This is a genomic window from Croceibacterium ferulae, assembly GCF_003660445.1.
In the GTDB taxonomy this organism is placed as follows: Bacteria; Pseudomonadota; Alphaproteobacteria; order Sphingomonadales; family Sphingomonadaceae; genus Croceibacterium; species Croceibacterium ferulae.
The window spans coordinates 19524-42717 of sequence record NZ_QZVQ01000015.1 but is presented as its reverse complement, the minus strand read 5'-3'; the positions used below and the strand labels follow the sequence as shown (position 1 = coordinate 42717).

Annotated in this window: 14 protein-coding genes; 12 read left to right on the top strand and 2 right to left on the bottom strand. The window is 62.5% G+C overall.

The genetic code is table 11. The features are described 5' to 3' along the window. The first annotated feature begins 120 nt into the window (after nt 1-120). From D5S08_RS14945 to D5S08_RS16775, 8 genes are all read left to right on the top strand, one after another. On the top strand, nt 121-669 hold the full coding sequence (locus D5S08_RS14945) for a 3'-5' exonuclease family protein (protein WP_121119991.1): 549 nt from the start codon (nt 121-123) through the stop codon (nt 667-669). 384 nt (nt 670-1053) lie between these two features. Beyond that, nucleotides 1054-1656, top strand: a complete 603-nt coding sequence (locus D5S08_RS14940) for an SOS response-associated peptidase (protein WP_121119989.1) — start codon at nt 1054-1056, stop codon at nt 1654-1656. Nucleotides 1657-1773: 117 nt separating this feature from the next. Then, nucleotides 1774-2100 carry a hypothetical protein gene (locus D5S08_RS14935; protein ID WP_121119987.1) on the top strand — a complete coding sequence of 109 codons (327 nt, stop codon included), beginning with the start codon at nt 1774-1776 and terminating at the stop codon, nt 2098-2100. Nucleotides 2101-2239: 139 nt separating this feature from the next. Beyond that, on the top strand, nt 2240-2443 hold the full coding sequence (locus D5S08_RS14930) for a hypothetical protein (protein WP_121119985.1): 204 nt from the start codon (nt 2240-2242) through the stop codon (nt 2441-2443). Between the two features lie 11 nt (nt 2444-2454). Then, nucleotides 2455-2973, top strand: coding sequence for a hypothetical protein (locus D5S08_RS16540; protein ID WP_126665596.1), 519 nt, complete (start codon nt 2455-2457; stop codon nt 2971-2973). Nucleotides 2974-3234: 261 nt separating this feature from the next. Beyond that, nucleotides 3235-4386 carry a hypothetical protein gene (locus tag D5S08_RS14925; protein WP_126665595.1) on the top strand — a complete coding sequence of 384 codons (1152 nt, stop codon included), beginning with the start codon at nt 3235-3237 and terminating at the stop codon, nt 4384-4386. 582 nt (nt 4387-4968) lie between these two features. Further along, nucleotides 4969-6663: an RNA-directed DNA polymerase gene (locus D5S08_RS14915; protein ID WP_126665594.1), complete on the top strand. Its 1695-nt coding sequence runs from the start codon at nt 4969-4971 to the stop codon at nt 6661-6663. Nucleotides 6664-6837: 174 nt separating this feature from the next. Further along, complete coding sequence (locus tag D5S08_RS16775) at nt 6838-7059, top strand: hypothetical protein (RefSeq protein ID WP_155522986.1); 222 nt, start codon at nt 6838-6840, stop codon at nt 7057-7059. Nucleotides 7060-7115: 56 nt separating this feature from the next. Here the strand turns inward: D5S08_RS16775 and D5S08_RS14910 are convergent, their stop codons facing one another. Then, nucleotides 7116-8471 carry a hypothetical protein gene (locus tag D5S08_RS14910; protein WP_121119979.1) on the bottom strand — a complete coding sequence of 452 codons (1356 nt, stop codon included), beginning with the start codon at nt 8469-8471 and terminating at the stop codon, nt 7116-7118. 370 nt (nt 8472-8841) lie between these two features. Further along, on the bottom strand, nt 8842-13395 hold the full coding sequence (locus tag D5S08_RS14905; RefSeq protein WP_121119977.1) for an NACHT domain-containing protein: 4554 nt from the start codon (nt 13393-13395) through the stop codon (nt 8842-8844). A gap of 432 nt (nt 13396-13827) precedes the next feature. On the opposite strand from D5S08_RS14905, the gene D5S08_RS14900 reads away from it, so the two are divergent. From D5S08_RS14900 to D5S08_RS14885, 4 genes are all read left to right on the top strand, one after another. Continuing rightward, a complete protein-coding gene (locus tag D5S08_RS14900; protein WP_121119975.1) occupies nt 13828-14655 on the top strand; it encodes a hypothetical protein in 828 nt (275 codons plus the stop codon). Next, nucleotides 14648-15529: a hypothetical protein gene (locus D5S08_RS14895; RefSeq protein WP_121119973.1), complete on the top strand. Its 882-nt coding sequence runs from the start codon at nt 14648-14650 to the stop codon at nt 15527-15529. The genes D5S08_RS14900 and D5S08_RS14895 overlap by 8 nt, the downstream gene beginning before the upstream one ends. An 89-nt stretch (nt 15530-15618) precedes the next feature. Then, entirely contained in the window at nt 15619-16314 is a 696-nt protein-coding gene (locus D5S08_RS14890) for a hypothetical protein (RefSeq protein ID WP_121119971.1), read from the top strand. Between the two features lie 508 nt (nt 16315-16822). Beyond that, on the top strand, nt 16823-22849 hold the full coding sequence (locus D5S08_RS14885) for a hypothetical protein (protein ID WP_121119969.1): 6027 nt from the start codon (nt 16823-16825) through the stop codon (nt 22847-22849). Nucleotides 22850-23194: the final 345 nt, after the last annotated feature.

The window sequence follows — 23194 nt, the reverse complement described above, 5'->3', positions numbered from 1 at the left end:
TGCGGGCCCTCGCGACAGGGCTGCAAGCCACGAGACGAGGATCTGCCGTTCGGGTAGCGGCTGGAATAGGCGCCTGAACTGCTTTGGTTGAAGTCAGGTTAGCCGTACATTGAAGCAGCCATGGGTGACCCAGACGGATTTAAGCGAACGATTGCGGTTCTTGACATCGAGGCATCTGCACTCGGCTACCGCAGCTACCCGATAGAGGTAGGGCTGGCTGTTATCGAGCAGATGCAGCCGATCCGCGTCTGGTCGGCTCTGATCCGGCCAACCCAGATGTGGGTCGATGGCGGTATCTGGTCGAGCGAATCTGCCCAGATCCATGGTGTCCCATTTGAACGGCTGCTGGAGGACGGCAAAGCTGTCGAACAGGTCTGCGATTATCTGAACGCGGTGCTCGCCAACACCATTGTGGTGACCGATGCTCCTGAGCATGATCAGAGTTGGTTGGCCACGTTGTTCCGGGCTGCAGAACGCAGCCAGATGTTCGCGCTGCACGACTATGATGCTTTGGCTGGAACCCTCACCTTCGATCAGCAGCGGCAACATGTGGGCATACTGGAGCGTGATCGTGTGCCCCACCGCGCTGGTGACGATGCACTGCGATTAGCAGCCGCTTACGTTGAAGCGCTGACCGACACACGACCGGTAGTCTCACGCCTTCCATGAACTCAGGTGAGCAGTTGATAATGCCAGCTGCTGACTGAACACATTCCAAAGTCGATGCATCAGTCAGCCCGCCGGATCCCGCCCGACTGAGGCACAGGCGAAATTTCCGCTTCGATTCAGGCCAGTCGCTTTGGGACCTAGGTACCCTGGCCATCCCAGACGTGGGTCGGCGTGCAAGCGAAGCTATCGCCGGCAGGAATGATCATGACGGTGGCAGCGAGAAGGATCGACATAGGCCTGCCGCTAGGGACTGAATGACGGGCAGGTCAACGAGCTACATGCTTTTTCACCTGCAACTACACTGTCGCTTCGCCGGGCGGCTGCCGGGTTGTCGTGCTGAGCCTGCTGGTTGACAGATAAGCAGCTCATCCGCAGCCTTTCGCCATGTGCAATCTTTATCGGCTGTCCACCACCCACGCCGAGGTCGCGCGGCTGTTTCGAGGTGCAACTGTCATGCCCGGCAATGCGGTCGAGGAAGTCTACCCGGGCTACCCCGGTCTGGTCCTCGCAGGCGGCACGCTTCGCAGCATGGCTTGGGGCTTTCCGCGATCGGAGACAAGCAAGCGAACAGGCAAGCCGCTGAAGCCACGCCCGGTGAACAATACCCGGTCTGAAAATCTCGGCAGTCCGATGTGGCGTGACAGCTTCGTTGCCCGACGTTGCCTCATTCCGCTGACCGAGTTCGCCGAAGCCGAAGGCGAGAAAGGTGCGATGACCCGCACCTGGTTTGCGCTTCCCGATCAGCCGATCTTCGCCGCGGCCGGGATCTGGCGCGACACCGATGAGTGGGGTCCGGCTTACAGCATGCTGATGACCGAAGCCTGCATCCATGTCGTCGGCATCCACGACCGCATGCCGGTGATCCTGCCACCAGCAGAGTGGGACTGCTGGACCGACGACGCGACGCACGAGGCGCTGCAGCTCTGCCGACCGTACGACGGCGAAATGACGATCAGGCGTACGGCTGACCGCTGGAGCGCGCGATAGCCAAACCTTGCCGACGGTGGAGGCGAGAGGACCAAGCCACCTGACCATTCGGGAGTCCAGGTCAGCCATATGAGAGAAGGCTGCAGCTGCACAGAACGATGAAGTTGGAGGAAAAAAATGACTGACGAGAACACGCCGTCTGGCTTGAAGAAGCTTCCGGTCTACTCGCGCGCAGAGCTGATGGAGGCGTTAGGCCTCCAGGCTGATGAGATCGATCGCTTGCTGCTTCATCCGTGGGATGTGGAGTACATGCTGGCAACGCTCTCCCGCATACTCGACTATTTGCGCTCCATCTATGACCTGGATGAGAGCCGCGTTCCCGGCTACCTGAAGCGCCACCACCTGACATTTGAGAGCTCTCCGCTCGCAATCATGCTCCGGGACGAAGATGGTGCCAGACGGATTGCAGGCTTTCTGGCGAGCGAGGTCTACTCGCTGTGGTGATGCCGCAACTCGCCTGCTTCAACCCTCCTTGATGCGACAATGTCGCCGTCCTGCAGTCCACACCTTGCGCGATGTTCCGCATATGTTCTAGCTGAGTGTTCCGCCTCTTTAGGCGAGTCACCACCGCTGGAGCGAACCGATGCAGCACGACCTGCAACTGCGCGCGGCTGCGCGCGCGATCTACGAAGCCTGCTACCCCGCCGAGGATCGGACCTCCTTGAGCTTCGGAGAAGCCGAGCGTTACGGCACCATCCACTATCGGCAGGCAGTCGAAGCGGCGCAGCTAGCTCGGGCAGTGCTGGCAAGTCAGGATGAGCAGCTGGTCCTGCCCGTCCTCGTCTGAAAGACGCTCAGGTGGTTGGGCCGCCCAAGAACCTGTCCGATCTCCGCCGCATCGAGGCTCAGGTGCAAATTACCTGCACAAGCTGCAATGCAACGGAGATCTGGGAGCTGGATGCACTGATCGCCGAGGTCCACAACAATGGCGGCAACTCGGACTGGCACACGGCCAAGTATGCGGTGAAGTGTCCGCGCCGTTGCGCATCGCCAATCATCTCATTGCTGCCGATTCCCTTCGGCAAGCAGCGCGCGCGGAGCCGGGCACATCGTCAGGCGCTGATCAACTTGTCGCTTCAGATCCTGCGGACGGCAACAGATCGGTCAGCGACACAGGCGGTAGGCACTATCGAAGTCCGGCTTGCACTTCACGTTCTACGACCGTTCGTTAAAAACCGGCATCTTCTAGTGGAATTCTGGCGGGCGGCCACAATCGAACCCCGCCATCCTTGGGCGAGCTGCCACCTGCCGTATCGACGCATTATTGGTCGGCTTATCGAACGCGGCATCTCGGTTGAAAGCCAAAACCTACCTTGACGGAACTCGTCAGCCTGCCCGCGCTCGTGCGCAGATCGCCACAGCCGGAAACAAGGCTGCTGGCCGTGACAAGGCGGAGGTCGCCCAGCACTGCGGCATGAGGATCGCCAAGCAGATCGAAGTCTAAAGCGTCTGCCGTCAACCGCAGAATGGGAGAATGTTAACGTTTTGTTCTGATGTTGCTTGAGAAGGGGCTAGTAGCAGGAGGAATGAAATGACCCACACCAGGAGACCGCGCACCCTTGGCACAAATGCGGGTGCGTGGCGCCCATGTTGAGGGATAGCGACGAGCCGCGCGAGGTGATGATGAAGGTGCTTCACGGAATCCTCGGTGGCGGCGAGGTGAAGCACATCAAACCTGACCGTCGCATTCCACGGTGCTATCGTTTGGCAGAACGACCGATCGCCTTCATCGCCGGCGATAACACCATGCCACTCGATCATCATCTGCTTCCGATCCTCGCCGAGCTCGAGGAGTGCGACGTGTTGGCGAGCTATATCGACCAGCATCGGGCTGGGCATCCATTCCTGTTCGACATAGTGTTGCAGCGAGCATCGGGGACCAAGCGCTATGCGAGCTATGTCTTCTGCCTGGGATCGGCCGATCGTTTCATGCTTGTGCCTCAGGACGGCCAGGGGCCTCAGCTATGGTTCGTCCAGGGCAGAATGGAAGAGGTCGCCACGGCCAAGCGACTGAACAATGCAGCTCGGACGTTTGGTGTCATTCGCGGCCAGGTTAGCCTGTGCGAATGGATCTATGGGGGCGGTCTTCCAATCAGTGATATGGATGAGCCCGCTGGATTGAAAGACCACCCGGATCGGCTTGGCGTCATCTTCCCGATCTACGACAGCAAGGATTACATAAAGGAGCTGGCAAGCATCGATGATGCCTTGATGGTGCACCGTGACAATGATGGTCGCTTCAGTTTCGCGCTGCGGCCGCTGCATCGCTTCAAGGCTCGCAATTACGGCGCTTGGTTGATCGATTTTGCCCGGGATCTGCGAGCTGAATATACGATGGTGGTGATAGATCGGGACATCTTCATCCCGGCGATCATCGATTGTGCGAGGCGCCATGCGGCGGCTTCGCAGCGTGCGGCGATCGAAGAAGCTGTGGAGATCATCGGGGAGCACCAAAGCTGCATCCTCGATCATCTCGACAGCGACGACAAAAGCTTCAGTGCAGGACGGGCGATCATTGCGGGTCGCGAGAGGCGAACGAAGGCAGACCCGGGGGAGTCCGATAGCTTCAGTTGTGTGGATGGCTTGCCAACGCCGCGTTCGGAGCAAATCTGGAATACGTTCGTCGCCGAGTGGTGTGATCCAAGGATGGCGCAGCACGGACAGGTTGCTTGGAAGGACTGGATCCACAACCATCGTCCGGACATGCTGGCCTTAGCTATGTCGCATTGACGCGAAGCTTTGATGCTCGGAATACCTGTCGCCGCGGGCCGCGGAGGCGATCCGCGCCTGGCGCACGGCGGCGGAGATCATGCCTAGTCCTTTGCTGCGGCGCGTCGAGTGCCACGGCGACGGCTCGGTGCGGCAGGTGAGGAGGGCGCGCTGCACGCCAACTTGATCACGGTGATATACCGCCGGCTGATCTGCATGCGTTTGTGGCGGTTAGGGTGGGAAGCGGAACGGCCGCTCTTGAGTGCGAGGCAGGCTAAGCGGCCCTTCGTTCAGGATCGGTCTGTCGGCAGCTTGTGCCACTTGCCTTTATTCAGGCCAAACTCAACGGAAGCCGCAAGCCCCGAATTTGTTCAGCCTGCGCGTTCACAATCGGCACTGCGAAATCCCGTATATGCAGCTCGGTCTGCTGCTTAGTTTCTGACCCGAGCCTCGGTTGACGTGCAGTAGGCGCCCGCTCGGCGGATCCGGCGCAATAGCTCGAGAGGACTACCGCCCAGCCTGACAAGGCTTGATTGCTATCCAGCTTCCGACCATTTTTCACTTTGTCGATGGACAACATCGTTTGGAAAAGGGACGGCTTCATTGCCTCAGCGCGAGATTAAGGATCGGTATGGGTTGCTACAGCGTGGCTTGTTTCCGGAAGTGCTGCCGCCCTGCTTCACATCAATTGACCTAAAACGAGCACTCTCTGGCCTGATTAGGACACTCCAGAGCCGCTCCTTCCACTCCAAGCGCCATAGCGAATATGTCCGCTACAGCGGCACGAAGCACGATGGCAGTCGCCGGTACTACGGCACGCCCAATCCGATCTCCTATTTTTATGTGGCAGAATTTGTCGCTAAACATTGGAGCGACTTTGCCCGCCGCTTTGAAGCTTCGCCGTTTTCTGTAAGCCACCCAAGAGTCGGTACGGACAACGATGACCGCCCGATCATCATGCAGTCGCTCTCGGAATTGACGACTGTCGCTTCCAAGAAGCTGAGATACGCCGGGCACATACTTAAGACTGATGTTTCTCAATTCTATCCGAGCATCTACACACACACGATCTCTTGGTCGGCACATACTATCGATCAGGCAAAGCAAGACACCACGGACAGGTCTTCCGTCAATTACTTCAACGGCCTCGATTTGTTTGTCCGCAATTGCCAAGCAAATGAATCTAGAGGGTTGCTCGTGGGCCCAGACGCCTTTCGGCTCATCGCCGAGTTCCTCATGTCCGGGCTCGACGTCGATCTTCAAGCCGCCTTCAGGACCAACGTTATCGGTGCGGCTCGGCATGTCGACGACTACTACATTGGCGTGCGCGGCGAGGCAGAGGCATTAGCTGCACTTTCTGTGCTTCGAGACACGCTGCAGCGGTACAGCCTGCATGTGAACGATAGTAAGACCTCAGTCATGAGGGGTGTTGAACCCCTGAACGACCTTTGGGCCCAGGAGCTGCGACAGATAGGCCGGAGCATGAACGATTGGCTCGGCGCCTCGGAGATCGATGATGTTGTGCTGTTCGTAAACAAGGCATTGTCAATCGGAAAGGAAATTCGATCCGACAGCCCTGTCAAGATTGCACTCCGGACTTTGGACCAGTTAAAGATTTATAGCGGAAGTAAGTGGGAGACGCTTGAGCCTTACCTGCAGCGCATAATTTTCCATCATCCGCATGCCATCGACTATGCATCGTTGTTGGTCGCAAAGAGAGTTGCCGAAGGGCAACCGGTCGACCGAGAGGGCTGGAAGCAGGCTGCTTACGATTTGATCCGGCGTCACCTCGCTCTTAATCATCATCACGAGATAGTATGGTTGCTCTGGTTGTTGCTGACGGTCGATCTCGGCGTGTCCGAACAGCTTGCGACCGAATGTTGCCGGAACCAGAATGCGCATATCCGCGCGATGCTCGCGGCCGCATACCAGAAGGGCATGCTTGAGCGCCGGCCCGACATCCGCTTCAAGAACAAACTAGCCTCGACCGACGACGAATGGCTCCTGAATCTCGTCTCGCGATCGACTGGCCTCACCAACGCCGCTTTCGGCGGTCCCTTGGCAGAGGAGTTCGAACATCTCGCCATTAAGAAGGTCCGATTGATCGACTTCAAGGCCCACCTGAAAGCCGTCAAGGGCACCAATACCGATGCAATTAGCCTGACCCGTTATGGGTACGACGCAGAGAAAAAGCTGAGGGGCGGTTCGGCCGACCTCGTAGATGATTTGGATGACGAGGAAAACCCTGACGATCTCGACGCGCAACTTGCCGCTGCGCTTGCACGAGATGGTAGCTAAATTCCCGGACGATCGATCTACGAACCTGATGATACTCGAGCCTAAAACCTTCTCGTAAGTGGTTGTAAGTGAGTCATATGAAAACGACACTATGCTTGACCAAGCGTCCGCTATTTACTTTACTTACCTGCAAGCGATCTTTCTTCTCGCCGCATAGGCGCGCTGAAGCAACGCATGGATGATCTCGATGTGGAAGCTGTCGAGCGCTGGAAGGGGAAGCTCCTATCCACGTGTCAGCTCGGAAAGATGATCGTACCGGACGCTAGGGCTAGGCTGCTCATCCCTGAGGGCTGCCTGATCGTCAGCAGGGTAGCAGGCGTCGTAGATCGCGCGCGCAGCCGCGGGCAGTTGCAGGTCATGCTCATCGGATCGCTCGAGCAATGTTGCGCCGCCTGAGCGAAGCTTATTTGCAGGGGTTGGCGCAACTACCGAGGGTGCATTTCACTTGACGTTCAAACCCATCCATGACGGCGATTTCTGGACCACATGATGACGTCGACGCCTTCGGCGAGCGCGTAGGCCGCAGCTAGGTAGACGGCGTGCTCGTGATAGATTCTCAAGTTCTCGGCGACGGGACGGATGAATGGATCCTCGGTCAAGCGGTCGCGGACTACAGCGATATCCGAGACGTCATTCGCCTTGTCCTGGCCGATCTCCTGAGTGACTGCCAGCACATAGGTGCTGGGCAGGATACCGCCCTGCATGCGCTCGCGCGCGGTGTCGATGATTGCCAGCATCCGCTCGTCGAACAGGTCGTGCGCAAAGCGGTTGAGCGCCTCCAGCGACGGCGCTCGCTTCTCCTCGACGCACCAGCGCAGCCAATTCTCAGCGTCCACCGTGATCGAAACTAGCGGCTTGATAACGAGCGCGGCGTCCCGGGCGCCTTCGATATGGCGCAGCCAATGCGTCCAGCTCGATAACGGACCGGTCTGCACACTTGTGATCTTGGCGATCATCTCAAGGTCGGACCGGATCAATTTCGGCACGATGAGCGCAACTGCGGGAATGCCGCCCGCGTCGGCGCTGTTCGCACGCGGACGGCCTCCTATGTAAAACTCCGATGGCGTTCCCATCACCGGCGCCGGGCGGACATATCGGACGCCGTCCACGTCGAAAACCAGGTCGCGCACCTCGCCCTTGCCGCCGCTCGGCTCGGTCTGTTGCATCAGTTTGGTCATGAACCGGTTGGCGAAGTCTTGGAATTTTTGCTGGAGCAGGTCGAACTCGGGAAAGGAATGGTCGATGCGGATCGGCACATAATTGCACGACCAAAGGATCACGCTATTGAACCCGTCGCTGTGATAATAGCAGCCCGACACGATCACGCCGTCGATATTACTGGTGTCCTGGCGGATGCGGTTGGCCGCCAGCTCCTCCAGCTTCTCATGGTCGAGCGCCGTATAGCCGTTGTTGAAGATCCAGAGCACTGAACCCGTCGTCTCCGACTTTTCGTCGCGAGTTTGGACAAGCTGCCGCTTCGCCTTCGCGACCACGCCCTTGATCGGTTGCTCGATCGCGTTGCGGTATTTGCGTAGTTCGGGTTGGGGCAGCAGCGCTTCGTCGAGCACCACCACCGGGCGGCCAGGCTGAGTGTCCTTGAATAGCGCCGCCAGCTTCGCCTGGCGTTCCGGCTTGCCGAACCCTTCCTCGTCGAGGAGCTTGAGTTCGATAACGGTCCCGCCAAGGACATAGTCGGCCCCGATCTCCTCGCGACGATCCTGGTCGGGATGGGCGCGAACGCCGCCGGCAGCCTCGACGATGCCGTCGATATCGGCCTCGGTCAGGGCGCGTATCGGGAATGCCTGCATTCACCAAGCATATGGTGAAGTGCAGGCGCTGGCGAGGTGCCGTTACTTGCCCGGCGCAATTTTGGGCGAAGTAGCCTCTTTTGTTGAGCTCGGCGAACAATGCATAAGCCATTTCAGCCGCTCGGCGGGCAAATTTCACACCCTTGGAGCAAACCGTCAGCGAACCGGCAGTTGTCGACGAAAACTGGTCGTTCAGATCAGCAACCGCGAACGTCTCCTCGCGACAGAAGCTGCCCATGGGGCGCCCCGAAGCGGATCGTCAGCAAGGCGCTCCAGCTTCGGTCATTTAGGCTGACCCGCTGCAAGTCCGAAATCTGCCGTTTGCTAATACTGTCTTCTACATCTCAAGAGCTTGACCAAAGGAACGCACCTAGTCGTTGTGCGACCAGTGTACATCCTTCTCCGTTTTGCCCTCAAACCAAAGCAATCCATTGTAGCGCACGCGGATGTCTGGGTGTCGCTTCTTCTTGAGCGTCGTCGCGCGGCGTTCGCCGATCACCGTCCAAATCGGCTCGAGGTCGTTCTTCCGTGCCAGTTCTAGGAACGGATCGCGGCGGACAAGGACGTAACTGCCCCGATCGCTACCCGTGGCACTCCCCGAGACGATCGTCGGTGCTCCTTTCTCATCGAGGAGGACGCCGAGATTATTCGTATCCGCCGTGAGTCCCAAGCCACGGATCAACCAGGGTATCGGCACGTGCCGGGAGAATCCATTTGGCAGGCTTCCGTCGAGATGGCTCTCCCAGAGGAAGTCTGCGGTGGGCCGTATGACCCTATAGCTGCGGGACTTTCCGATCACGCGAGCGTCGAGTGTCGTCCACGGTTCATCGCGCCACGTGTCGCGTCGCGCCAGCTCGCCGACGTAGGGACCGTCGGTCGTCTGGCCCGGTAGCCACTCGTGGAAGTCGTATGCGTCGGCGACTGCGTCTTTGATCAGTCGTGCCTTGTCGTCGGGAGAGAGGAGGAGGGCGGCGAGGAAGTGGAAGTCGCTCTGGAGCCACGGCGCATCCAGGTGCCGGTCCTCGCGTTCGGCGTCGATGTCGTGCCCCCCATAGCGATAGAGGGTCAACCAGCCCGGCTCGCTGACGTCAGGACATGTCGCCAAGGCGAGACGGCTGCCGGGCAGGTCCGGATCCGCCACCCAGTCGCCTCTCCGCTTAACCGGCAGTGGTTCGCAGACGAGGGGCGGGACCTGCGGCAGGTCGGCCCGCGTCGTTGTCTCCTGGTCAGCAGGCATGATCGAGGGTTCGAGGTCGCGGGTGAACTCGACGTCGAGTGGATTGTCATAGACCGCGGCACCGCTGCCCCATTGCGGCTTCATCCAGAAGTTGTCGGCGAGTCGTGCCAGTAGCTCCATCATGGCGATCCGCTGATACTTCTTGCCGATCCGCTCGATGCGTCCGCCCTGTTCGCTTCTACCCGAAAGATATCGATCGCCGGGGAAGCGTTCAGCCGTCCAGCCAAACGAGAGCGCCCGATTGGCTACCCAAACCTTGCACTTCTGCGCATCGAACTCCGCGCCCTTGCCCTTTCCTGGGATAATCCACTCATGGCCTCCGCTTCCCGTCACCCAAGCGTTCGCCTCAGCCGCGTAGCGCTTGCGCTGCGCCGGCGACAGGAGAGCTAACAGCGTTGCCGTTGCGCTGACGATCCGGCGGCGATCGGCTGGAGGGACGATCACCTTGAAGGTGTTTTGGTCGAAGCTGACGCGTCTTTCTGCATAGGCGGTGCGAAGTTCGGAGAACGCACTCTCGATGTCGCTCCGGCCGGCAGAGACTTCCTTGAAGTACGCCTCCCCGCTTTCATCCGCCGTGATCGGGCGCGGCCCAGACAGGCGAGCTTCCGAAAAGCGATGAACGCGTCCTTGCAGAACGTAGCGGCCGAAGTCGGCGAGGCCGTTGTAGCAGGAACTCAGGATAGAATGCGCGCCGACTCGCTCGCCGCGTGCGTCGACGCGAGCCTTCGTGACGCTGAAGCTGGGTGTCGTCGAGCCGTAAGGCGGGCGGCAGCGCACAAGATCGATCGATGGATCACACGAGCCCGCCGTCACGGCCAGCTCTATGGTCCCGCGCGCGTAGTCCCTGGCGAGAAGGTGAACTGGGGCACCGACCTCGAAGCAGTTACTCCAGGCCACGCTCGCGAATGTGCCCAGGGTGGCGGGATCAAGCGTCCTCAGCGCTGCGCCATATAGCGCGGCGTAGAGCCGTTCCACGACGTAGGGATCGTCGCAGCCGGTGAAGCGCTCGAAGAATGGCGCAGCGAGCGCGGGGCGGGTCGCGAGGATCGAGAGGATGGCCTTCGACGCTGTGTCGCGGATGCGGGCGCTCGTGCTGGCGCAACACCAAGCGAGAGTCGCGAGCGCGAGGCTCAAGGTGGCGTCGGAAGCCTGGCTGACACCTGAGTTGAGGCTCCAGTCTGTTAGGCGGACGATTGGGTGACTTGGGTTGTCATGTGCGGCGTTGATCGCGACTGTCCAAAAGGCGTCGCGCTCGGCGATGGTCCGCGAGATCAGGTTGCGGTGGAGGAGTTCGACATTCCAAGGGTGGTCCTCGACTACCGCGAGTTCGACCAGCAGCGCGGTGATGTCCTCCTCATGTCGGCTGAGGCGGTTGAGCAGTTCGAGCGTTCGCTCCGAGAAGGCCGTCGGCGAACGCCAGCGGATGCTGTCTACGAAGGCGTCTTCGACCGGCCACTTGTCCCACCACTCGTCGAACCCGCCTGGCAGCTCATCGATCAGCTCCACGCCATATCGATCGGCGAAATGCAGGAAGAGCGCGTAGAACAGCCCGTTCCACTCGTAGACGACCCCATATTCTGCAAGGAGGAATGCGAGCTTGCCGCCGAGATCGAATAGGCCAGAGGGGGACGGCACGCCTTCGAGCAGTGCATAAGCGACGAGATGGTCGCCGAAACGCTGGAACGAGAAGCGAACCACATCGACCGGGACCGCGAGCGGATCCTTGGGATTGGTGCCCGGGTCGGGATCGTATCTCAGCAGCCCCCGAAAGCGCAGGGTCTCTAGCCAAGTCTTGCTCGCCGGAGGGGCGAACCCCGCGAACGCCCGCTCGGCGATCCGATGCGCGTCGCCGCGCGGAACGCTGTCCCGCATTGCGTTCGCCATGAATGTCGCCAGCGCCAGCATCGCCGAGCGCAGCGGTCCGACGAGCACGTCGCTACCGTCATAGCTCGTGCCGAGATGCCGGCCGGTCGATGTCAGGTAGAAGTTCAGCACCTCTCTGGTGCCGCGCATCCCGCGCGGGAATGCGGTGCGCCCTTCAGCCTCGAGCGCAAGGCATGTCGTCCGCAGGAATAGCGGATTGGAAAATTCCGGATTCAGCCACGGCGTTGCCGGGCGTACGATACCGCGCTTGTCCATGTAGACGCGTGCCGCCCGCTCGACGTCCACCGGGGTCTCGAAGCCCGTGATCTCGACCGTCGTCGCCATCTGCGCGACCGTGGGCATGATCAGGTGGTCTAAGTATTCCCGCCGACAAGACACGCACAGAGCCAGATTGGGAAAGGCCAGCACCCGACGCGCGAACCCCGGCAGCGTGCCCCTCCAGAGCGCCGCGCCGGCACCTTCGTTGAGCGCGTCGATCGCGACGAGGCCCCGTGTCCCTTCCGCCTCGGCACGGGCCGACAGCGCACCCAGCATCTTGTCGAAGGTGGACTGGCTCCATTCGAAGTGTGCAAGCGTCTGATTCTCGGGTGTGCCGTGAGTGCTGAAGTCCGTCCCGAGCATGAAGAGGGCCGGCGCGCCGCTTGCCAGCGCGCGCTCGATCTCGGAGGCGATGAGGTGTGACTTGCCAGAGCCAGCTCTCCCGTCGAGCAGGGCGAAGCGTGTCGCATCTGCCCTACACGCGCTGGACGCGGTCAGTTGCAGTACGTCGCCTACGGCGTCCTGCAGTTTTCGCAGGCCGTCGAGATGGTAGTCGAGGGAGGCTCGGTCGTTACTTTCCTCGAGCGGAATCGGTTTCGTCCCGTCGGACGGGTTGGCCTTGGCATTCTCCTTGGCCTTACGCAGGAGGTCGCTGTCGACTTGGATCGACTCGAACAGCAGCTTGCGCAGTTCGAGCGCCGTGCTTTCCCAGCCGCGGTATGCCGCCGCGTCGCGCGGGCCGGGAGGCTGCGCCATGCCGTCAACCAGTTTCGTGACCAGTGCGTCGACCGCATCCAATCGTGCGTCATCGGCGCTTTCGAGCAGGGCCGGTCTACGGCCGAGTCTTCGTGAATCGACTAGGGTTGCACGCGTGGTCGCGATGGTCTGGCCGAGGGCCGTGTTGTGCAGCAGTCCGTCGAAGACAGACCGCGTTGAAACATCGACGTGATCCTCAGGATGGTATCGTTCCTCTAGTGCATCGACCGTTCGTTGGCATTCCGCCGCAAGCCGCTCCGGCGTCAGTTCGATCTCGCCAAACCAGTAGTCTGAGAGCCCGACCGTCTCCGGTCTGGTGAGCAGTTCCTCCAAGTCGGGAGCGGTCCAAGGGACGAACTCGACTATCCGCCCGAGGGCCGCCGCATTGGAAGCCCACTTGGTTCGGTGCGCATCCCAATCGCTCCAGCCGTTCGCGGTGGGCGCCCCCGCCTTGGTTCGCCGCTTCGTAGGTCCGGTGAGGGAGCAGGCGATGGCTATGTGCATCGTCGTCATGGCCGGGTGGGTCGTGAGCGCGGTCTCGACCGAATTGTCGATCGCGGACCAATCGATGCTGGCGGAGGTGACGTAGTATTTGGCCTGGTATCCGACCTCCTCGCCATTCTTCAGCAGCCAGACGGCCTCGACCCCGCCGTCGCCTCCCGCCCCATGGATCCGTCGGAACTCGGCGCTTCCGTTAGGCGGCACGCGCCTGGCGATCTGGCAAACTAATTCCTCGAACGTCTCGCGCTGGCCGGCAACGCCGGCGATAATCCGGGTAAAATCAAGCATCCCGTGGCACCTGATGGACGTTCCCGCTAACTAGTGTCGCGATCTTCATCGGCACACTGAAGTCACTTTGTGGCGCCTTGTCGATACCCGCGATACCGACTCGACGGCTTCTTCGCAGGGAAAGCGCTTCCCCGTTGATCGCGATCCGAGCGTAAGCACGGCAATTCGCGACCAAATGCGTCGTCCGACGGTCGGCGTTTGAACGTCAGCGTCCGCCATGAGCTGCCATTCACTTATTCCGTTCATATCGCCCGCTACTCGCCGAGCAGTCTTTGTAAGACTTGCTCCATTTTTGCATCCGCGAGCAGCTCCGCTTCGGGGGTAAAGCTCGCCTGGTCGCTGAGCAAAAACACCGTATACGCCGATGTGGAAGCGAAATGCGGGCGGCATCGTCGGCTTGACCTCCGAGCGCCACTAGCGACAAATGAGACCATGTTGCTCGAAGATCATCGGCGCCGTGTCACCAGGCTTTTGCGCGGGGAACGACGTGTAACCGATCTCGATCGATTGTTCGCCGATCTTCGGTTGCTAAAACCGGGCCGCTCCAGCGTCCAGGAGATTGGGCACTTTGCTGCTCACCGCGACGAGCGGGACACTGGAATTAGTCTCAACCGCGCCAATGACATCCAAATAAGCGCGAGGCTGTGGCAGCAGCAATTCGACGGCAAAGCGCCCAGTATCTATGACCTTCGGGAGGCCGCGCGCGCCAATTTCAACATCATGCCAGAGCCGCGCATTCGCGAGAGGCTCGGCATCTCCAAGCAAACTGCTCAGCAATCTTTCAACAAGGCGATAAGGAAGTATGAGGCCCGACGTCCATTGAAGGCACGCGAACAAGAGGTTTTGAAGGTTTTCGGTCTGAGCATGATGTGGCAGTTCGCATTAGACGATCTCACGCTTTGCACCGATTTCGCCGCCCTGTTGGTCACCGAAGGAGCTTTGGTAGATTCCGATCGGACAAAATTTGAAAGCGCCTACCAGTTCATCAGCCTGTATGCCCTCTCGATCATGCAGGGCGCTCGCCTTCGAATGGCCGACGGACAGATGACGCAACTCCGGCTAGCTTCCTCCGATTTCGGAATGCTGAGGATAAAGGCTCAAATACCGGTGACCGATACGCCCAAGCCGGTCACCACGAGCGTCCCGCTTTTCGAAACATCGCTGAGCGCGGCCGACTATTGCGAAGCCGATCTGCTCGACCTGTTTAGTGATGCGGTGCCGGCGGAAATCTCGGGAGATCGGTTGGTGGCCCTTGTCTGAAAAGCTAATCGATGTGTGGGATGTCGTCACGTTTGACGACGATCTCACAGAACTTCTTCAAGAAAATAGCGACCTCGTCCGCGACTATTTGTTGACATCGCGCCGCCACTACATCGATCGGGAGCTCTCCGACCACACCCAGCCGCACGCCTTCAATCCATTCGCTGAAGACTATGGTCGGTTTGTCGAGGCGATCGGACGCGAGATGGAGGTTCGGTCCATTCGGGCCTGGCACTATTGCCGAATGACCGACAACGAAGTTGCCGCGCTTCGGCGCGATGGGATCCATCTTTCAACCCCTGACACGCTTCGCAGCCGTCTCGCCAGTCTTGTCAGCGAAGGGTTGCTGTCACCGATCGAGGCAGAGGGGCTCTTCACCGCCAGCCCCTTTCATAGCACCCAGCTGGAAGCGCGGTCGAACAAATGTTGGATGGTTTCCAATCCGGTGCCGCCTGACGATAGCGGCGTCGAACTTCTCCTTGGCCACTGGGGCGGTGAAGTCGCTTACTTCTGGCTGCGTGACCAGGACCTGATCGATCGGGTCGCGGGCGTGGGACGCGCGCGCGTGGTGGAAATTGCGGTTCCCATGGCCGCTACACGCCACAGCTATTCGGCCGGTGCGGCAGTGGTCGCGACATTCGCCCGAACCATGGGCTGCAAGCCCGATCTGAAAAACTTCGATCTTTATACGAAAGAGCCGCTTGGCCCCGACGCGGTTCGGGCGGTCCATAGTGAGGGCGACGAGCGCTTCGCGGCTCTCGGCCTGTCATTCCCCCCAGGCTCCGCCGACCCCACGGTCGGCGATTACGACGAACTTGTCGCAGAGATGGAGACTGTTCGCTGGCAGCGGCAGGTTGATCGCAACCAGACTTGATGTTTCGCTAGGTCACCATCGTACTCGGTACGTTGTCCATGTCCTCGGCCTTACCTACCAAGCCAAAAGCTCTCAGTCCGGACCGATCCATGCCCTTCGACATAACAACCGCTGCTCAGGCTCTTCTCGCAAATACAGCCGTCGTCGGCATTGCAGCCTGGATCGGCAAAGGATGGGTCGAGCGGCGGCTCCAGATGCTGAAGGCTGCGCATGCCGAGCAGCTCGAAGGGGTGAAGGGCGAACAGGCACGCGCTCTCGAAAGCGTCAAATCCGACCTCTCCAACATGGGTAGGAGTTTTCAGGCCAGCGTCGACAAGAAGATGATGGTTTTTAAGACCCATTTCGAGATCGAATTTCAGGCATATCGCGATATTTGGACGTTATGCGATCAGTCACATGACTACGCTGCTCAAGCGCTGGCCTTATTTGATCGGAAGCCAATCGATGACGAAGCCGCTGAGGAAGAGCGGACGGCTTCGGTTCGCCGTTATGACGATTGCCGTCTCGCGCTGGAAGCCGGGCGCCGTCATCGTCCGTTTGTAGACAAGGCAATCGCTGACAATGTCATCAAATTGCTTCGGATCGCCGTGGAGGTTACCGAAAGCTACAAAGACGTCTATCGCATATCGATCATTGAAAGAGCTCACCAAGATTTTGATCGGAGTTACCATATCGATGAGGCACGTGGAAAACTCAGGGACATGAGAACGTTGTCCGACACGATCGCCGATCAGATATCGGCACGAATTGCCAGGATGTATGTGGCCGACTTCGGAACAGAATGATGCGATCATGCTGCGAGGCAGCCGTTCCGGTTTCCGCTCCGGCCAAGCCACTGATCAGGCGCACCGAAAGCTTTCGTCTAATCACATGAACGGGAGGCGGCTTCCGGCGAACGAACATGCTGCGCTGGATGGCCGCTATGGGGTCCGCGTGAAAACGGCGTTAGCGACCGGTTCGCGGTCTGCCCGTTGCGGCAGCTCCCCAACCAGGGCCGGTCGTTCGCCGGTCGGGCTTTGAACGACGGCTTTTGACAGGACCCGCCATTCGCTCGCGAAGCCGTGTGGCAGCAAGGCGCCCTAACATCGGACGTTTTGCGGTCTCCTTAGCACTCCAAAAAAGCCGACATCTGTTTCCACATCCTCGATCGATAAAATTGGATGGATAGCTGCCGGTCCGCCGTCGAGCGGCAATTGGGCAACTCCGGCCGTCCGTTTAGGTTGAGCTCGACGGGAGCCACGCCCGTTTTTGGCAGTGTCTAGGCGGCGGGCACATGCGCCGCTATCCCGTGCCATGGCTTCCGAACCGCCCTTGCCGAGCATCGACAGCACGCTTCCGCCGCGATTTCACGAGATGGGGGAGTATCGCTTCCAGCGGTTCGTCACCGACCTGTTCGGATATGAGCCCGATATCGCGACGAGCACCGAATATGGCGTTCGCGGCCAAGCCGACGACGGCGTAGACGTGATTGCCCGCCGCAACGGCGGCGACGGTCAGGAAGCCGGGTCCTGCAAATGCTATGAGCGCACCTCGGCCTCGCAAATACGGGACTGGTCGGACGAATTCCTCGAGCATTGGGAGGGCCACTGGAAGGGCGAGGATATCCGCCGCTTCGTATTGGCGACCACCGCACTCAACGCGGCGAGCCGGGCCGTCCAAGACCAGGTCACACGTGAGCGCGAGCGCTTCGCTGCGCTCGGCGTAACCTATGAGATGTGGGGCCCGACGACCCTAGTCGCCAAGGTGCGGCCGTACCGCGCCGTCGCGACCACCTATCTCGGCCTCTACTGGGCCGAGCAGCTTTGCGGCCCGGTCGCCGAACCGGGCATCGCCACCGCTTCGAGTGCGGGCCTGGTCTCGGCGGCGCTGATCGCCCAGGTTGCGGCGCTTCAGGGGCGCTTCTCGGCGCAGGCGCTCGAGGCCGCCGAGCGCGCGCAGGAGGATCTGCGCGCCGGCCGCACGGATGCGGTCCGGACCCTGATCGAGGAGCAGCGCCGGCCCGACAATTGGAACCAGCTCGACGCCCGCGCGCAGGCGCGGCTGCTCCGCCTCGCCGCATCGCTCGCGCTGCATGATGACGATCTCGGCGAGGCCGAGCGTCTTGCCGGAGAAGCGGACGCGCTGGCACCCGCGGACGAGCCGCGCCTTGCCGCGCATATCGAACTCGAGCGGAGCGGCCCCGCGGCGGCGCTTGCGGTGCTCGGCGAGGTTGCCTCGGCGGATGGCATCCAGCTGCGCGTTGCGCTGCGGGTCATGTCGGGCGATCTCGCGGGCGGCCAGCAGGATCTTGATGCTCTGCGGGAGACCGCGCCCGACGATCCCGAAACCGTGCGGATGGAAGCCCTGGTCGCGCTCGCCTCGGGCGATCCAACAACGGCGCTGACCCATATGCGCCGCGTCGAGGCGCTCGCGCCCGAGCGCAACGCCGTCCGGCAGCTCGGCGCCATGGCGCGCTACGCCTGTGCGCTGTCGCCCGCGATCGGGCCCGACTGGTATCTTTCCCCCAACGCATTCGACGGGGCGTTCGTCCGCGAGGACCTGGCTTCCCAGGCGCTGCTCGAGGAAGCCTTGGCGCTGCTTGACCTGCTCGTCGCCTCCGAGCCCGACACGCTGCATCACCGCGTCTGGCGCCTGGCGGTGCTTGCTTCCTCACGCGCGCGCCGCGACCGCGCCCGTGAGGAGGCCGCCGACCTTCTGACGCGCTCGAACCATGATCCGACCGTGGTCGCCTGGTGCCTGTTCCGCGCGATCGACGTAGACCTCGCCCAAACCGAGCGCGTCCTGCTCGAGCGCTATGCTGCCGGCACCGACCAAACCACGGTGCGTGTCGTCGCCCTGCTGCTCTCCCGGCGTGAGGATGATGCCGAGGCGGTTGCGCTCCTCAGCGCCGGGCTCGACCGCCAGGAGGGTGACAGCCGCGACGAGGCCGCCGCCTGGATCGCGCGGCTGTCCGGATCGCCGGAGTCAAAGGAGGTCGATGAGCTAGGCGATGCCGCGCAGTCCGCGTTCAACGAGGCTCGTGCGGGCGGCGACTGGGCGCCGGTCGCCGAGCGCCTTGCTGCATTGCTGTCGACGACACCACCCGATCCCGGCGCGCTCGTCATCGCCGAAGGCATCGCGGCGTCGAACCGGATGAATTTGCTCGCGCCCCATGTCGACGCAATCCTCGGTTTTGGAACCGCGACGGCGGTGCGGATCGCCACGCACGCCGCCTATAGCGCCGGCGATCCTACCCGCGCGCTGGCAATCCTGGAGGAGCAGTCCCGGGCGTTCGGCGAGGCGCTCCCGCCCGACATGCGCCGTCTGCGCGCCGACGCACTGGCCGGGACCGGCGACGTCTCGGCGGCGCTGCGCGAAGCCGACGTCGTGGCAAGCTCGGGCTCGGCCGGCGACCGGCTGTTCCGTGCCGAGCTCATGTCGTCCACGGGAAATATCCGCGGCGCCATTCCCGCAGTGCGCGAGGCGCTCGAGGCGGGGATTCTGGGGGGCAACAAGGCCCTGCAATGGTCCCGTATGATGCGCGTCGAGGAGCCCGCGCTCGCGCGGCGCCTCCTCGAACGGGCGGTCGCGACCGATATCGATGATCATCTCGTCGCCGCGGCAATGCACGACGCGCTCGGGCTCCAGCTCGGAGCCGAGGCCGAAGCGCTGATGGACCGCGTTCATGCCCGGGCGATGAGCGATGCGACTGATGTCCGCATCTTCACGATTGACGATCTGCCCGGGCTGATCGCCGAGCAGAAGGCCGCCGCCGCCGAAACCGAAGCCATGTATCTCGACGGCGCGCTGCCCGTGCATCTCTCCCTCGCGCACGATCCCTCCCGGTTCGCGCTGCTCCATCTCGGCCCCAATCGCGGACCCGATGGCGCCATGCGTCCCTGGCCGCTGCGTCACGGCGCGCGGCCGGCCTTTGTCGAGTATGACACGCCCTGGTCAGCCTGGCGGCTCCACATGGACATCTCAGCGCTGCTCGTAGCTGCCCGGCTCGAGCTGCTCGACGCCGTTGACTCGCACCCCAACGGCGTTGCGATACCTGCCGATGTGCCGCTGCTGCTCCTCTCAATGGAAACCGGATGCCGCGAGCAGGCGGATGCGACCGTCGCCGAACGCATCCTCTCGGCGGGGTTCACGCCCATTGGGCTCGATGACGTGGTGGCGGTCCGGGTCATTGCCCGCGACCGCGACGGGGCGGCGGACGATGCCCCGGGCGATAACACGCTCTCGCTCGCGGCCTTGGTCGAAACGCTTGTCGCGCGCCATGCGCTAGAAGCGGACATCGCGCGCCGGATCGTCGAGGACCTGCCCGCGCACGGCGGCGCAGCCGTGCTGGCGGATGGCGAGCCGCTGATACTCGACGCCGAGTCCGTTCAGCGCCTCGCCGCCTATGATGCACTGGCGCTGGTTGCGGAGCGGTTCGCGCTCCGCTGCGACGGCGCGCTCCTCGACCAGGCGCTGTCGGCGCGCAGCGAAGCCTCTGCCTCGCGCGACGCTGCCGAGACGCTTGCCGCGCTGCGGGTCCGCGTCGCGGCCGGGCTGGAGGCAGGGTCCTGGCGCCTAATGCCGCGCGCGCAGGCGGGTGGAGACGAAGAGCGGGAGGGCGCCAACAACGAAACCCCGCTAACCCGGTGCTTGGCGGACTCGATCGCCGCCCCTGGCTCGGACGGCGCGATGGCCTGGATCGACGACCGGCTGATAACGGGTTTCCCCCGCACCGGCGCGATGCCGGTGGTCGGTGTCAGCGACGTGCTCGAGGCGCTCCGCCGCGAAGGCCGCATTACCGCGGCCCGGCAGGGCGCGGCGCTCGCCACGTTGCGCGCCGCGGGCGCTTTGTTCCTCGTTCCCACCGCCGACGAGCTGTTCGCTGCGCTGCGGCCGTCACCGACCCGGGGGCAGAGGATTGCCGAAACCCCGGCGCTCGCGACGATGCGTCACACCTTGGCGTTCACCGCGCTGCACGAGCGCCACCTCGCCGTCGGCGGGCGCGTTGCGCTGGGCCGTCCCGACGAGGTCGTGCCGATGCAGACCGCGATGCGGCTGCTTGCGAACTGCCTCAAGAAAGTCTGGCTCGACGACGGCCTAGCCTTCGATCAGCGGATCGCTTTGTCCGACTGGCTCTGGCTCAACGCACGGCGCACCCATATCGGCCGGATCCTTCCGGGCGAGGAGTCGCGCGCCGACCAGGCATTCTTCGAGGCGATCCAGATCGCCCATTGCCTCGACCAAGGCGTCGATATCGGCCTTATCAACGACAAGCGGCGCGACGCGCGGCTCGACTATCTGCGCTGGTTCTGGTTCCGCGCAGTCGACCCGCTCCTGTCCGTCGATCCTGGCTTCGAAGCCCGCCTCGCCGAGTATCTGGCGGGCTTCTACGCCGATATGGACCGGACCCAGGCCGAGAAGGATCGGAATCCGCGCGACCGCCGGATCCTCCACATGCTGCTTGCGGTTCGCGTCCAGCGGCTCCCGGAACCTCTCCAGAACCAGCTCTATCGCGACAAAAGGATGATCGCGTTCGGAAGAACGCAGGAGAAAATCACCATCGCCGGCGCGGATTTCGAGGCCGCCGCTTTCTGGCGCGCCGTCCGCCAGGCCCTCAAATACGGCAGGGCGCGGTTGCGCTTCCGGCGCAATCCGGTCGGCCGCCCGCGGCTCGTCCGTCTGCGTCGCGACGGCGACGCGGTCATCCTGACCGGCGCGATCCGCGCCCGCATCGGCCATCCGACGCTGCAGTTGGCGGCGCTCGACGGTGCGGCGCGCATCGATGTCATCGATCGGATCGTCCATGACCTGCGGCTCGCGCCGGAGCGCGCGAGCGTGGTCGCTGCGGAGGCCGCGGCGGCGCCGACCACGAGCGTCGCTGTCCATATCCTGCGCGACGCTGGCCTGGCCTCTGCCGCGAACCTCTATGCCGATGCCGCCGCCAGGCTCGGGCGGGGCGAGCGCGTGCGCCTCGACATGCTTGCCCCGGCGCCGTTCGACGCAGTGCTGGCGGCGATGGGCATCACCCACACGACACTCCCCTTTGCCGACGCGCTCGATGCGGCCCGGCGTGCCCGCGGTGCCGAGGATGTGCGTACCGGCCTTATCGAAACTGCTGGCATTCCGGTGCTTCGTCCGACGCCTGATGCTGCTTTGCTCCAAGCGGCGGTCATTCAGCGCGCGCGGACTCCGATGGCGATCGTCCATGTGGCGGCTGCGGCCCGGGCGCTTTGCCGGCCTTCGGCTGAGATGGCAGGGCTGATCGAAGCCTTCCTCGTCTCGGTCGAGCGCTACGGACGATTGTTCATGACGCTTCTGCGCTGGACGCATCGCTATTTCGTCCGCGACGTCGCCTGGCGCGCCGCGCCGCCTGCGTTCCAACTCGCGGCCATCTGGAGCCATGCCGACCGCGTGCTCGATATCGCGATCGTCGGAGGGCTTAAGCCCGATCCGCTTCGCCGCTCGATCGAAGGGTTCGAGCCGCAGCTCGCCGGTGTCGACTTTCTCGATCTCCAACCGGGTCCGCCCGATGCGGCCTGGCCGGCATGGATGACCGGAGCAGCGCTGATTCATCATGGCCTCGCGGCCGTTTTCGGCGAGAGCGATCCGCGTCCGGTGCTGGGTGATGCGCTCTACGGGCGGATCCTCGAAGCGCAATTGTCGGATGCCGCGGGGTTCGTGGCGCCCGAGCCGCGGCTGCTGCTGCGTCGGGACGATTGGCCGAACGCGATGGGCGCGTTCCTGGCGCGCTCCCCTGCGGGCCTCGAAGGCGATCCGCTCGATCGCACCAAGACCCGCGACCTCCTCATCGAGGGCGCGCTCGGCGCCATCGAGGCCGATCCCGACAATATGGGTGCGTGGCTCCAGCTCGGCGGCTTTGCTGCCGGCGGGCTCGACCCGCCGGCCTTTGCCCGACTGCTCGCTGCTGCCTCGGCCGACTCCGCACGGCTCGTGCGGATGACCGCGGCCGGCGTCCAATCGTCGCTGTGGCGGAGCATCTTGCATCCGATCGCTTGGCGCGACGTGGGTGCAGCCTCGCGTCTAGCGCAGGAGCTGGCGCTGGCCTGCCGCCATCGCGACGAGTACCGCCCCTCCGAGGAAATTCTCCCGATGCAGCCCGGGACGGCGGTCGAGGAGCTCATCGAGCTCGGAGCGGCGATCGCGGCCTGCGCCGACGGGGACCGCTCCCAGACGTTTTCCGATCTGGTCGACGGATTTGCGCGGGCCTGGCCCGTGCTCCGCGAAAGCCTGCATCAGGCGGTGGGCAATCTCACTGCGCGAACGCCGTCGGACCGAGTGCATCAGCTGTGGTCGCTTCAAAATCGCTTGGGCTCACGTTAGCCACAATCCCGGAGCTGCGACGGTTTTGATTTTCTTGGTGGGCAGCCGTTGTCCGGCACTTTGCGTTCCTTCGCGGCCCGTTCTGGCCAAAGCCTGTTCCTGAGTGAATTTCCGGTTCCAGCGAGCGGCGCAGGCATTCGGAGCGTCCGCTGGCGAGTCTTTTCGGATCCGCGAAATGCTTAAACGAATGTCCGTTTCCCACCGCCGTACGCGCAAACCTGTCAGTCCGTCATCGGCCCAACTTCTGTCGCTCTGCGCCGTCGGTCTGGCAGACGCCGGCTGTCTGCTCTTGGCCAGATCTGCCGTTCAACACGTCGGTGGCGAACGGCAGCAAAGTCCCAACCC